The sequence below is a fragment of the Paracoccus sp. R86501 genome, assembly GCF_042466435.1.
GTDB lineage: Bacteria > Pseudomonadota > Alphaproteobacteria > Rhodobacterales > Rhodobacteraceae > Paracoccus.
Window position 1 is genome coordinate 208040 of the sequence record NZ_JAXHPZ010000005.1, and the last position, 12972, is coordinate 221011.

General features: G+C 62.7%; 12 protein-coding genes and 1 pseudogene. 2 read left to right on the forward strand and 11 right to left on the reverse strand.

Annotated features, from left to right (window positions below; all coding sequences use genetic code 11):
• Positions 1–10 precede the first annotated feature (10 nt).
• From SJY40_RS17000 to SJY40_RS17025, 6 genes are all read right to left on the reverse strand, one after another.
• Positions 11–784 (reverse strand): TIM barrel protein, encoded by a 774-nt coding sequence (locus SJY40_RS17000; RefSeq protein WP_378949573.1) that lies wholly within the window; start codon positions 782–784, stop codon positions 11–13.
• A gap of 1 nt (position 785) precedes the next feature.
• Entirely contained in the window at positions 786–1745 is a 960-nt protein-coding gene (locus SJY40_RS17005) for a sugar phosphate isomerase/epimerase family protein (protein ID WP_378949576.1), read from the reverse strand.
• The gene (locus tag SJY40_RS17010; RefSeq protein WP_378949579.1) at positions 1742–2767 is read right to left on the reverse strand and encodes a Gfo/Idh/MocA family oxidoreductase; all 1026 of its coding nucleotides are present in this window, start codon (positions 2765–2767) and stop codon (positions 1742–1744) included. The genes SJY40_RS17005 and SJY40_RS17010 overlap by 4 nt, the downstream gene beginning before the upstream one ends.
• A 90-nt stretch (positions 2768–2857) precedes the next feature.
• Complete coding sequence (locus SJY40_RS17015; protein ID WP_378949581.1) at positions 2858–3682, reverse strand: ATP-binding cassette domain-containing protein; 825 nt, start codon at positions 3680–3682, stop codon at positions 2858–2860.
• An 11-nt stretch (positions 3683–3693) separates the two neighbouring features.
• Positions 3694–4665, reverse strand: coding sequence for an ABC transporter permease (locus SJY40_RS17020; RefSeq protein WP_378949584.1), 972 nt, complete (start codon positions 4663–4665; stop codon positions 3694–3696).
• Positions 4666–4846: 181 nt separating this feature from the next.
• Complete coding sequence (locus SJY40_RS17025) at positions 4847–5806, reverse strand: substrate-binding domain-containing protein (RefSeq protein ID WP_378949587.1); 960 nt, start codon at positions 5804–5806, stop codon at positions 4847–4849.
• Between the two features lie 360 nt (positions 5807–6166).
• Here SJY40_RS17025 and SJY40_RS17030 point away from each other — a divergent pair, with 360 nt between their 5' ends.
• On the forward strand, positions 6167–7192 hold the full coding sequence (locus SJY40_RS17030; protein ID WP_378949589.1) for a LacI family DNA-binding transcriptional regulator: 1026 nt from the start codon (positions 6167–6169) through the stop codon (positions 7190–7192).
• Positions 7193–7758: 566 nt separating this feature from the next.
• Here SJY40_RS17030 and SJY40_RS17035 read toward each other — a convergent pair.
• Together SJY40_RS17035 and ctlX are read right to left on the reverse strand one after the other, a co-directional pair.
• On the reverse strand, positions 7759–8823 hold the full coding sequence (locus SJY40_RS17035) for an ornithine cyclodeaminase (RefSeq protein ID WP_378949592.1): 1065 nt from the start codon (positions 8821–8823) through the stop codon (positions 7759–7761).
• A 12-nt stretch (positions 8824–8835) separates the two neighbouring features.
• Positions 8836–9780, reverse strand: a complete 945-nt coding sequence (gene ctlX, locus SJY40_RS17040) for a citrulline utilization hydrolase CtlX (protein ID WP_378949595.1) — start codon at positions 9778–9780, stop codon at positions 8836–8838.
• Positions 9781–9902: 122 nt separating this feature from the next.
• Here ctlX and SJY40_RS17045 point away from each other — a divergent pair, with 122 nt between their 5' ends.
• Positions 9903–10328 carry an Lrp/AsnC family transcriptional regulator gene (locus SJY40_RS17045; protein WP_378949598.1) on the forward strand — a complete coding sequence of 142 codons (426 nt, stop codon included), beginning with the start codon at positions 9903–9905 and terminating at the stop codon, positions 10326–10328.
• Here the strand turns inward: SJY40_RS17045 and SJY40_RS17050 are convergent, their stop codons facing one another.
• From SJY40_RS17050 to SJY40_RS17060, 3 genes and pseudogenes are all read right to left on the reverse strand, one after another.
• Complete coding sequence (locus SJY40_RS17050) at positions 10329–11582, reverse strand: ATP-binding protein (RefSeq protein ID WP_378949601.1); 1254 nt, start codon at positions 11580–11582, stop codon at positions 10329–10331.
• Positions 11583–11736: 154 nt separating this feature from the next.
• Positions 11737–12042 carry a hypothetical protein gene (locus tag SJY40_RS17055; protein WP_378949604.1) on the reverse strand — a complete coding sequence of 102 codons (306 nt, stop codon included), beginning with the start codon at positions 12040–12042 and terminating at the stop codon, positions 11737–11739.
• Positions 12042–12972: pseudogene (locus SJY40_RS17060) on the reverse strand (cytochrome ubiquinol oxidase subunit I); the annotation flags it as partial. The pseudogene SJY40_RS17060 and the gene SJY40_RS17055, both read right to left, overlap by 1 nt.

The following is a 12972-nucleotide window of genomic DNA, read 5'->3' on the forward strand; positions in this document are numbered from 1 at the left end:
TCTATCAGTGTCAAAGGGTGAAGGCGGTCCGGAAGGCATCAAGGGCCGCTTCCGCATCGTCCTTCGCAAAGGCTTCCATCCCGACCGGGCCGTCATAGCCCATGTCATGCAGGGCATGCGCGATGCCCCGGTAATTGATCTCTCCGGTGCCGGGTTCGCAGCGACCGGGGTTGTCGGCGACCTGAACCTCTCCGATCCACGGCAGGCATGCCCGGGTCCAGCGGATCAGGTCACCTTCTCCGATCTGGGTGTGATAGAGGTCCAGATTGATCCGCAGCTGCGGACGGTTCACCGCCGAGACGAGGGCCAGAACCTGGGATGTCGCGCCGAAGGGGCAGCCGGGGTGATCCAGCGGGTTCAGGTTTTCCAGCGTGAAGACGACGTCCATCTCCTCGGCCATGTCGCACAGCCGGTTCAACGTATCGCGCGCCCGCTGTTCCATACCGGGCGAGAACGCGCCGTGGAGGGGGATCGGGATGCCGCCGTCGCCAAGACCGCTTCCGTGCAGGTTCAGCCGCTGGACGCCCAGACGTTTGCCCACCTGCGCGGTTTCGCGTGCCGAACGCAGCAGCATTTCCGCGCCATCGTGATCGGTCAGACGGCCTTCCAGATAGCCGTTCATGATCGTGAAGGTCGCGCCGGTCCGTTCAAGTTCGTTCAGGTCCCACGCGGGCCAGTTCCAAAGGCCGACCCCGAACCCCATTTCGTGCAGGCGGGCGGCGCGCCAGTGGATCGGCTTTTCGGGCCATAGCATCTCGGCGCATGCAGCAAGTTGGAATGCCATATCAGATATCCTGCGGTTTAAAATCTGCGGGGTCGCGCGGCATTACGTTCTTCAAAAGAGCCACGGATTTTTCCAGCCCTTCCAATGAATTAAGCAGCACATCTTCATGTTCTATCGAAAGCCAGCCGTCATAGCCCGCCATCTTCAGGCGATAGCAGAACTGACGCCACCATTCCTCGCCATGGCCGAAACCAAGCGTGATGTAGGACCAGGCACGTGCGGAAATATCCATCAGCGGACCGTTTTCCAGCAATGAGTTTACGGCCTGAACGGGGGCGTTCAGCATCGTGTCCTTGGCATGCACATGGTAGATCAGATCACCCAATGCATCGGCGGCGACCAGCGGATCTGCCCCCATCCAGAACAGATGCGACGGATCAAGGTTCGCGCCGATGACGGGGCCTACGGCTTCGTTCAGCCGCTTGAGGGATGCGACATTGTAGACGCATTGGTTTCCGTGCAGTTCCAGTGCGATGCGCGTCACGCCGTTTTCGCGGGCAAGCCCGGCGATCTCGGACCAGAAGGGGATCAGCTTCTCCTCCCACTGGTATCGAAGGATCTCTTGTGTTTCCGGGGGCCAGGATGACACCACCCAATTGGGCATGGTGTCCCGGGGGCTTCCGGCCGGCAGGCCCGACATCGTGCAGACGGTGGTGACGCCCATGGCGCCCGCTACGCGGATGGTGTCGCGCAGGTCCTGGCCCTGCGTCGCATCGGTCGGATGCAGGGGATTGCCATTGGCATTCAGGCTAATGATTTCAAGCCCGCGATCCTGAAACGCGCGGTGGAAGTCGTCCCGTTTCCGGCGGTCTTCCAGCATGCCGCGCAGGTCGAAATGCGGGGCGGTGGACCAGCCGCAGGTGTTCACCTCGACCCCCGACACTTCCATACGTGCCGCGTGGTCCAGCATCTCGGTCAGGCTTATGCCGCCGAGGCTGTCGGATACGAAACCCAGTTTCATGCCGCACTGCCTTTCTGGATCGAATAGAAATCCGGCCTGTCGATCATCCGGACGGGCGTCTTCTGCCCGCTGTCTAGCGCCAGGGCGCCCGCTTCCGCGACAATTGCCGCGCAGTAGCCATCCCAGCAGTCCGAAGCGATGGCCGGGAAGACCCCGGTGTTCACGAAGCGCAGGAAATCGCGGTTCTGACGGACATAGGCCTCGTGGTAGCGACCGCGCCAATCTGCGTCATATCGGGTGGATGCGGCCAGCCTCATGTCGGTCCGGCTGTAGGCCACATTGTTCATCGCGACACTGCCGCGTTCACCCACAAGTTCGGCGCGCACGTCATAGCCGTAGTCGGCATTGTTGTTCACCTCGATGGTGACGACCTGACCGCCGTCGGTTTCCAGCACCATCACGACCGGCGCCACGCGCCCGTCCGACCGTATGGGTTGGGTCGCGGTGACGCTGGTGAATTCGCAGCCAAGGACATGGCGGACGACGTCGAAATCATGCGGCGCGGAATTGGTGATCGCCATGGCGCCGGTGAAATTGGAAGCCGGAGTTTCGACGTTGCGGTGAAAGTTGTGCATCATCAACGCATGGCCCAGCTGGCCTTGATCCAGCGCCTGTTTCATCTCGACATAGGCCTGATCATAGCGGCGCATGAAGCCCAGCATGACGCGGCGCGTGCCGGCATTCTGTTCGGCCTGCATCACCTGAAGACATTCACCGGCTTTCTGCGACAGCGGTTTTTCGCACAGCACCGGCTTGCCTGCCGCGATGCAGGCAGTCGACAGCGGTGCATGGGTGAAATCGGGCGAGGCGATGATGACCGCATCCACGTCGTCGCGCGCGATCACGGCCTGCGGGTCGCCGGACACGTCCTGCGCCCCGCAACCATCGGCAAGTGCCCTGGCGCGGTTTGCGTCCATGTCGCAGATCACCTGAAGCTGCGCGCCGGTCATATCCTCTGCGACGATCTTTGCGTGATCCGCGCCCATCAGTCCCGCGCCGATGACGGCAAGCCTGATTGTCATTGCAAGTCTCCTCCCGTCGGGTCGGAACAGATCCGCCCGTCGAATTCTGGGGTCGTTGGGATCGGGCAGATCCTGTCTGCCCCTGTCTTGTCAGAGCGGCGCCACGGCCGTTCGACCTTCGGCGGCATCCGCCGGGCCCTCGATGCTGGCTTCCAGATCGGCCATGCTTTCACCGCCCGCCATCAGATCGGCGATCTCCTCTCGGGTTCTCTCTCCCTTGCGGAAATCGGCCGCGATCGCTCCGCGGATCAGAACCGCGAAATGGTCGCCCACCGCCATCGCATGCATGACCTGATGGGTGATGAAGATGACGGCAAGGCCCCGGCGCTTGGCCTCATTGACGATACGCAGGACATGAGCCGCCTGCTTTACCCCAAGGGCCGCGGTCGGTTCGTCAAGGATCAGGACGCGGGCACCGAAATAGACGGCCCGCGCGATCGCCAGCGATTGCCGTTCACCCCCCGACAAGCCGCCGACAAGGCGGTCGCCATCGGTGATGCGGGTGATGCCCATCTTCTGGACTTCCTCGACCGCGATCCGGTTCGCCTTCTCGCGGTCGAAGACCCTGAAGGGACCGAAGCCGCGCGTCGGCTCCATCCCCATGAAGAAGTTGCGCCCGATCGACATCAGCGGATAGGTCCCGCCGAACTGGTGCACGGTGGCAATGCCGCGGGCCTGTGCATCGCGCGGTCCGCTGAACCTGGTTGCCTGACCATCCATCAGGATCTCGCCGCGCGTCGGCTGATACACTCCGGCAAGCGTCTTGATCAGCGTCGATTTTCCCGCGCCGTTGTCGCCAAGCAGGCAGAGCACCTCACCCTCGCCCACCTTCAGGCTGATTTCATGCAACACGTCGATGGGCCCGAAAGACTTGTCGATATTGCGAAGTTCGATAACAGGGGTTCCACTGGACATCGGCCGTCTCCTTACTTCTTCTTCGTCGACCAGCTGGTGGCCAGTTTGCGGAAGGTGTCGTTCATCAGAACCGCGATCAGAAGCATCACGCCGATGATCAGGAAGGACAGGTTCCGGTCGATTTCCGTATAACCGATCCCTTGCTGCACCACGCCCAAGGTCAGCGTGCCGAAGACGATGCCCATCACCGTGCCGAAGCCTCCGGTCAGCAGCAGCCCGCCGACGACGCATGCGATGATCGTGTTGAAGATCATCCCGAAATTAGCCTGCGATGTCGCCGCGTTGAACTGGATCGTCTGCAGCACGCCCGCGAATGCGGTCGATGTAGAGCTGAGCATGAACAGCCCGATCTTCAGACGCTGCACGGGGATGCCGGCGTTGCGCGCGCTTTCCTGATCGCCGCCAAGCGCAAAGACCCAGTTTCCCCAAGGGCTTTTGTGAAGGAAGAAGATGAAGCCGATGATCATCGCGATCCACCAGAAGACCGATGACCGGAAGCCACCAAGCAGCCGCCCGCCGAACAGCGTCTTTGCCCAATCCGGGGCGTTCAGCGAAGTTTGGGTGGTGTTGATGAAGACGATCGACAGCGACAACGTCAGACCCGCCACAGCGAACAGCGTGGCCAGCGTGACGATGAAGGACGGAACCTGCGTGCGGGTCACGATCATGCCGTTGATGAAGCCTATGGACGCACCCATCGAAAGGGCCGCGCAGATCCCCAGCATGATCGGCATTTCGTAATAGCCCGAGATAACCGCAACCGTCATGGCCGAAGCCGGCAGCACCGCACCGGTCGAGATATCAAGCTCTCCGGCGATCATCAGGAAGCCGACCGGGATCGCGATCATGCCGACGGTCGAGGCAAAGTTCACCCAGGTCGAAACCCCGCCCACCGACAGGAAATTGCGCTGGAACCCGAAGATGGCGAAGACGGTGAATACCATGGCGAAGCCCATGAAGGCGCCGGCGGCCGGGCTGCGCATGAGTTCGCCAAAGGATAAGCTGGGCAAGGGTTTCTCGGCGCCCGGGCTTTCCGCCGGACCACTTGTGGAAGTCGTGTCGGTCATGGGGTGTCTCCAGAATGGTATCGCATGCGCTCCACGTCATGCGGGGCGATGAAAGGGACCCGCCCGGAAAAGGCAGGTCCTGTTTTGCTGGAAAGGATCAGCGCGCGCCGAGCTTCACGCCCTCAATCGCGGTGGAGACATTCGATGCATCGACGATGGCCGGGCCGGTCAGCACGGGCTTTGTCGCCAGTTCGGTGCCGAACTTGATATGCGAGAACAGCATCGAGGTGGACAGGAAGCCTTGCAGATAGGGCTGCTGGTCGATCGCCATCACCTGTGTTCCGGCCTCGATACGTTCCAGAACCGATGCCGACATGTCGAATGTGCCCAGCTGAACCTCTTCGGCCTTGCCCAACTGCTCGATGGAGGACGCCGAGGCATCGGCCGCCCAGGATGCCAGATTGATCACCGCGTCGATGTCGCCGTCCGCGATCAGTTCGGCCTTGATCGCCTCGGAGGTGCCGACCATGTCCTGATCCATGTTGGCCGGAACGCGCAGGATATAGGTCTCGACCCCGGCTTCGGTGGCGCCGTCCTGAACGCCCTTGCAACGGGTTTCAAGGTTCACCGCGCCCGGATTATGGATGTGGCACATGATCTTGGCTGCGCCGTTCTCGGCAAGGTATTTGCCGCCCGCGACACCGGCCAGATATTCGTCGGACCCGAAATAGTTCAAGGCGTCATACTCGCCGATCTCCTCTTGGCCCGCGTTGAAAGACATGATCGTGATGCCCTTGTCGGCCGCGGCCTTCAGTGCGGGGGTTTCGGATTCGGGCAACCAGTTCGGAATGGCGATCCCGTCGGCACCCTGGGCCACGGCCTGCTCGATCAGCGACACCAGATCGGGGCCAAAATTGTCATAATTCGGCGTTTGCAGGAAATTCACCGATCCGCCATTGGCCTCGACGACAAGGGCCGCATCTTCGACGCCTTTCTTGACCATGTTCCAGAAGCCGTCCTGCGCCGATCCGACGATGACGGCAATGTCCTGCGCCATAGCGCCCGTGGACATGCAGGCAACAACGGCACCGGCCGCAATGGTGGGGGTAAATTTCATGACATGTTCCTCCTCTGCCAATCCGCCGTCCCCGTGACCGGGAATTCCCTGCCCGCATCGCGGACGGCGCCATGTTTCAGGCACGCGGAAAGCCCCGGCATGCTATCTGAAAACTTTGTATCTGCTTGATTTCGGACCCGACCCACCCCGCTGTCGCGGTCCTCCGGTGATCGGTTCCTATCCTCTGGTATTGCATCTAATATGCGCTGGTCTTCCAATCTTGGAAGCCAGCTTGTCGTATTATTTTGATGTATTTAACATCATTATATGGCCGCAGCCGTTCCAAATACTGCGAAATCCGCGTGATTTCTTTCGTCCCGTAATTTCTGATGCAAAACAGATCATAATAAGGAGAATAAGATGCCCTCAAGTCCCCCGACGGGCCGGTGGAAAGGACCGACGGTTCAGGAAATCGCCAAGCTGGCAGGTGTTGGCACGGCATCGGTCAACCGCGTTTTGAACAACCGTCCCGGCGTGAAGGAAAAGACCCGGACCCGTGTTCGCGCGGCCCTTGAAAAGCTGACACGCGAACAGGATGACACCGCGGGTTCGCTTCGGGTGAAGCTGCTTTGCGAATCCGGAACCAGCTTCAACTTGATGGTCGAGACGGCGGTCGATCGGGTGAACCGCAGCATGGCGGGCATCCAGATCGAAGGCCAATACGTGTCCACGAATGAATCCGACCCGGTTCATTTTGCCCGCCATATCGAGGATGCGGCAGAGTTCGACGGGGTGATCGTCGTCGCCCGTGAACACCCGGCAATCAATCGCGCGATCCGCAAGGTCGTGGGTGCGGGCAGGCCGGTTGTCACGCTGACCAGTGACCTGCCGTCGTCACGACGTTCCGCCTATGTGGGAAACGACCAATATGCCGCGGGCAGTGTTGCCGCCCAGTTGATCGGCAAGATCCTTCCAAAGCAGCGCAGCAGCATATTGCTGATGTTCAGCGTCGCGTTCCGGACCCAGCAGGAACGGGAAATGGGCTTTCGACGGGTCCTGCGAAGCGACTTCCCCCATCTGAGGATCGAGGAGAAGATGACGTCGGACGACAGTACCGAAACAACTCGTGCCCAGCTTGCCGCGCATATCAAGACCCACGGTTGTCCGGCGGCGATATATAACCTTGCAGGTGCAAACCGTGGCGTTGCCGAAGCCCTAGAAGCGGTCGGCAGGGCCGAGGATACCGTCTTCATCGGCCACGAGCTGACCCCCTATAGCCGGGCATTGCTGGAAACCGGCACGCTGGACTATGTCATCTCGCATGATTTCATCAGCGAGGTCGGCCAGGCCGCTGAGTGGATCCGTTCCCATGCAACCGGCTCGGGGACATCGGACCCGGCACCCACGCAGATCACGATCCATACGCGGTACAACTGCGGATTATAGCGCCGGTCGGCCTGCGAGTATCGCCTGAGCAATCGGTAATTCCCCATTTTTGCAAGCAGGCTGCAAGCCGTTTTCGCGCGTTCAGATACCATGGCATCGATCATAATCGTCTCTTGGTCGGCACCTTCAGGGGCCTAACCGACCATGATCCGGGCGAAGACCCGTTTTCGCTTCAACGCTTCCAGAGATTACAAAGGGTCTTGGCTGGCCAATATGCTGTCAATGCTGCAGCGCAATCGGCCTTGCCTGATATGCCCATGGCACTGGTGACGATGGTCATTCTGGACCACGCTGCGAAGTAGCCGCGCAGTACATCGCCCATAGCCTTCCCAGCCAAGGTCCCGCACCATCACTCGGGGGCGCGTCACAGCGGATCGCTTGCATTGGCCGGGGGGTGGTTCGCAGGCCCGCTTTGCTCTTTGCCGACCTGCAAATATCCACAATGGTCAAGAGACCGAACGCACCACGCCTCAGACGATCCACTTCCAAGGCATCGAGTACGGCGGGATGATGACATGGCCGCCCTTATCCCGCGGCCCGTATCGGTGATATCGCTGCGGGCGGGTCTAATTGCCCATGGTGTCGGGTTTAGCCCGCTGTAGCATGCCGAACAGATCACGCGGGTCGTCGGGGTCCGCGATCATGTCCAGCGGCGCGAAGAACGGCGTCCCCACGATGGCCTTGGCGATGAAGCGCAGGGCGCTGAAATCCTCGATGGCAAAGCCCACGCTATCGAACAGGGTGATCTGCCGCGCGTCGCTGCGGCCGGGCGCCTGTCCGGCAATGACCTGCCACAGCTCGGTCACGGCGTGGTCGGGGTCCAGCTGCTGGATCTCGCCCTCGATCCGGGTCTGCGGCGGATATTCGACAAAGATCGAGGCGCGATGCAGGATGTCCCGATGCAGCTCGGTCTTGCCGGGGCAATCGCCGCCGATGGCGTTGATGTGCACGCCGGCGCCGACCATGTTGTCGGTCAGGATCGTCGCATACTGCTTGTCGGCGGTGCAGGTGGTGATGATCTGGGCGCCCTCGATGGCCTCCTGCCCGGACCGGCATTGCACCACCGTCAGACCGCTGTCCGCCAGGTTTCGGGCACAGCGCGCCGTCGCGGTCGGATCGATGTCGTACAGCCGCACGGTGTCGATCCCGCAGACCGCCTTGAAGGCCAGGCACTGGAATTCGGACTGCGCGCCATTGCCGATCATCGCCATGGTCCGCGCACTTTCGGGGGCCAGGTGCTTGGCCGCCATGGCGCTGGTGGCCGCCGTCCGCAGCGCGGTCAGGATCGTCATCTCGCTCAGCAGCTTGGGATAGCCCGTCACCACATCGGCCAGAACCCCGAAGGCGGTGACGGTCTGCAGGCCCTCGGCGGTGTTCTTGGGGTGGCCGTTGACGTATTTGAACCCATAGGTTTCACCGTCCGATGTCGGCATCAGCTCGATCACGCCGATCGCGGAATGCGAGGCGACGCGCGGCGTCTTGTCGAACGCTGGCCAACGCAGGAAGTCGGCCTCGATCTCGGCGGCAAGGTCGGTCAGCATCTTTTCGACGCCGATATGATGGACCAGCCCCATCATGTCGGCGACCGAGACGAAGGGGACATAGGCAAGTCTGGAGGGAAGCGGGGACATGGGATGCTCTCTTTAGCTGTTCAGGGGGCGGGCGCTCAGGTGCAGCCCCGCGATCATGCAGCGGACGGAACCGCCCGCGTGTTCGATGGTGGGAATATCCAGCGGCAACAGGGTCGCATGACGTTCTAGCGTCGTGCGCTGGCCCCCGTTCAGCGACCGCAGCGCGCGCGACGACAGTGCCAGCACCAGACCGTCGCGGCCCTGCAGTTCGATGGCATTTCCGGCGAATTTGGCAATCTGGGCGTGGCCAAGCGGGATGATGTCGCGTTCGCCCCGGCGCAGGCGTTCGGCCACTTCGTGGCGGCGTGCCGTATCGGGAATGCAGTCCAGACCGATCATCGCGAAACCGGTGCCGATGCACATCACGACATTGGTGTGATAGATCGGCTGGCCGGTTGCATCGACCGCGTCGAAGACCACCGGCTCATAACTGAAATGCGTGCAGAACCGTTCCAGCAGGATCTCGCTGGTGCGTTTGGACCGGGCGGCATAGGCGACACGTTCGAGGTGGTCGATCACCATCGCGCCGGTGCCCTCAAGGAACAGACCATCCTGTTCCAGCCCCGAGTAATCGATGATATCCTGCACCCGGTATCGTTGCTTGAGCATCTCCAGCACATCGGGACGGCGTTCCGCCCGGCGGTTGGCCGAATACATCGGATAGACCGCCACATGCCCCCCCGAATGGGTCGAGAACCAGTTGTTGGGAAAGACCGAATCCGGCGTTTCGGCACCCTCGTCCTCGAACAGATGCACCTGCACGCCCGCCGCCTGCAGGGCATCCGCGACGCGCGTCACCTCGTCATGGGCGGCTTTTGCGACGGTCGCGGCATTCATCGGGGCGGTCGTCTGGAAATGGTTGTCCCGCCGCGTTTCGGCGTTGGGGGTGAAGCCGTGCGGGCGGATCATGACGACCGACGCAGGGGCCTGAAGCGAGGAACGCGACATATGGGGCATGGGCTTTCGAAGGATGTTCATGCATCGAAGATAGCCATGCCGCCTGAAGGATTGTATAATCATGCTGTCCAATCTGGACACTCATTCTGTGCATATTGCCAAGACAGGATATAAGAACTGCCATGCACCCCTATGACGACCTTGATCGCCGACTGATCGGCCTGCTGCGCGAAGACGCGCGGGCGCCGGTCTCCAAGCTGGCCACGTTGCTGAAGGTGTCACGCGCGACGGTGCAAAGCCGGATGGACCGGCTGGTGCAATCCGGCGCGGTGCTGGGGTTCACCATCCGCGCGCGCGAGGACAGTGGCCCGCAGGGTGTCCGCGCCGTCATGATGATCGAGGTGTCGGGGCAATCGACCACGCAGGTCATTCGCAGCCTGCGGGGCATCACCGCGCTGCATCAGCTGCATTCGACCAATGGCAACTGGGATCTGGTCGCACAGCTCAGCGCCGAGAGCCTGGCCGATTTCGACCGCGTCCTACGCGAGGTCCGCGGCATTCCCGGCATCACCAACAGCGAGACGTCGATCCTGCTGAGTTCGGTCTGATCAGGCGTTGTCCGACGCAAGCAACGGCAGCATCGGCAGCCGGAAGGAGAACGTCGTGGTGCCGCCCTCGCAGATGACCTCGACCGAACCGTTATGCGCGGTGGCGATGGATGAGGCGATATAGAGACCCAGCCCCAACCCCTCGCCCACGGCATGATTGCCGCGACGGAAAGGCTGGAACAGCCGGTGCTGCAGATCGTCGGGGACGGGCGGCCCCTGATTGGCCACGCTGATGACCAGCCCGCGTTCGTCCAGCCCGGCATGCACATGGATGCGCGCGCCCGGCGTTCCGTAACGCACGGCGTTCGACAGAAGGTTCGATACCGCCTGCGCGACCCGCGGCGCATCGCAGCTGACGGGGCGGTCGATCGCCACGTCCAGCGTGATCGGATGATCGGGCGAAGCCGCGCGGATTTCCTCGACCACCTGGGTCACGGCCCCGCCGATGGGCGCATCGGCGGTCGCCGAAATACGGATGCCGCCGCCCAAGCGGGCCTTGGCGTGCAGCATGATGTTCTCGATCAGATCGTTCATGCGGCGCAGCGAGGATCGCATCAGGGGCAGCAGGATCTGCGCCTTTTCGGTCATCGGTTCCTTGTCCAGCTGGCGGAAGCCCGCGTCCAGCGCCGCCACCGGGTTGCGCAGATCATGGCCCAGCACGGCGACGAATTCCTCCTGGATGCGCGACAGTTCGCGTTCATGGGCGATCATCAGTTCCTGCGCTTCCAGACGTTCCTCGGTCTCGAGGCTCTGGCCGATGACCTCGGCGAACATTTCCAGCATCGCCTGCGCACGCGGCTGCTTGATGTCGCGCGGTTCGGTGTCGATGGCGCAAAGCGTGCCGAAGAAGGTGCCGTCGCTGCGGTGGATCGGGATCGAGGCATAGCTGGCGATGCCGAATTTGGCCGCGATGGGGTGCCCGCCATAAACCTCGTCGGTGGCGGCATCGTTGAACACCACCTTGGTCGAGGTCCGGCGCACCGACTGGCAGAAGGTCGAGTCGATCTCGATCTCGTCGCCCGCATTCAGGCCGAAGTTGACCTCGTCAACGGTGCGGCAGGCGATCCAGCGGTCGTTCGTCACCCGCGCGACGGCGGCAAAGCGCATGTTCGTGGCCAGCATCACGGTTTCAAGGATCGTGCCGATCAGGCTGCTGTCGGCAAGCTTGTTGATGTCGGCCTGAAAATCATGCGTCCCTTGCAGAAAGGCGGCATGGTTCTGGATGATCGCCTGTCGCCCTGCGCCTTGGTCCATCTGCTTGGTTCCTAACTTATTCGTTGAAGTCACGCGTTTCAGTTCTGCAGGGAATGGCCCGTGAAAACAACATGCATTCCCATATCCGGCCGCTTGGCGGTGAAGCCGAGACAATCGCGGCGCGACAAACGAATATCACACGCCGCCCCGCCGTTCAGATGCAGTGGCTGAGCATCAACCCCGGAACCAGCGTCCAGACCGTGCCGATCAGCGCCACCGCCGCCAGCGTCATCGCCACGCCGCGAAGCACCGGTCCGGCGGCGCGCCAATCCGACCGCCGCAGCCAGAGGATCAGACCCGCCTGCACCGCGACCGCCAGCAGAACGGCGGCGGCCAGCACGGCGCGGGCCGTCGCATCCCCCAGACCCGTCGTGCACAGCCAGCCGTTCAGCCCATAGACCGCGCTGAAAGCCGCCAGCCAGACCGTCAACGGCAGGGCAAGGCGGATGACGGTCCCCATCAGCCCAACCCCGGCAGCAGCGCCGCCCCGATGCCCAAGACTGAAACCGCTACGGCGTAATCCGACCACAGCCGCGCGGTGTTATGCAGCCCACCCGTGGTCCGGGGCGCATGGCCCGCGATCCGGGTCGCGCCGAAGAAGCCCGCCATGATCAACGCCAGCATCTGGTGCAGGATGGCATAGCCCGCCAGCACCCAGACCGTCGCAGCATAGGCGTGCTGACCGGGGTCGGGCACTGCGCGCAGAACCATCACCGCCGCCATCGTCATGGCCAACGCCCCGGCGCAGGTCAGCGGCCACAGCGACCTGACGCGTGCGGCGACAATGCTGATGCTCGCCCCGCCGATCAGCAGTGCCACGGGCAGCAGGCCCGGCTGCGCCCATGCCTGCGGGGGCCAGTTCGGCGCGATGGTCCAGAGGAAGGCATATCCGAACAGCAGCGATCCGAAGAATGTGCCGTTCGCCAGCAGCAGGAACAGCGACCCCCACCAGCCGGGGGGATGGGGGACCTCGGACGCAAGGGGCAGCGACAACCCGCGCCCGACAGGCAGCGGGCCTTCGGGTGTGGGCCGTTGCAGCCCCCATGCCCAGACCAGCGCGCAGGCCAGAACGCCCAGGGCCGCGACGGGCACCAGCCAATAAGCCTTGATCAGCATCCCCAGAAAGAACAGCCCCGTCACGGCCGACATCAGCATCGGCAGGGCGGTGTTGCCGGGAAAGACGACAATATATTCCGGCGTGCCGGTGGCGGGTTCGACGGTCAGCGTCTCGCGCCGGTTGCGGGATGGATCGCCCAGGAACCCCTCGCCCCGCGCCAGTTGGACGGGCAGATCGGGCGTGTCCCACAAAGGCTCGCGCGAGGTGATCTGCGGCAGGCTGGCGAAGTTATAGGGCGCGGCGGGCGTCGGCATCGCCCATTCCAGCGTGGCC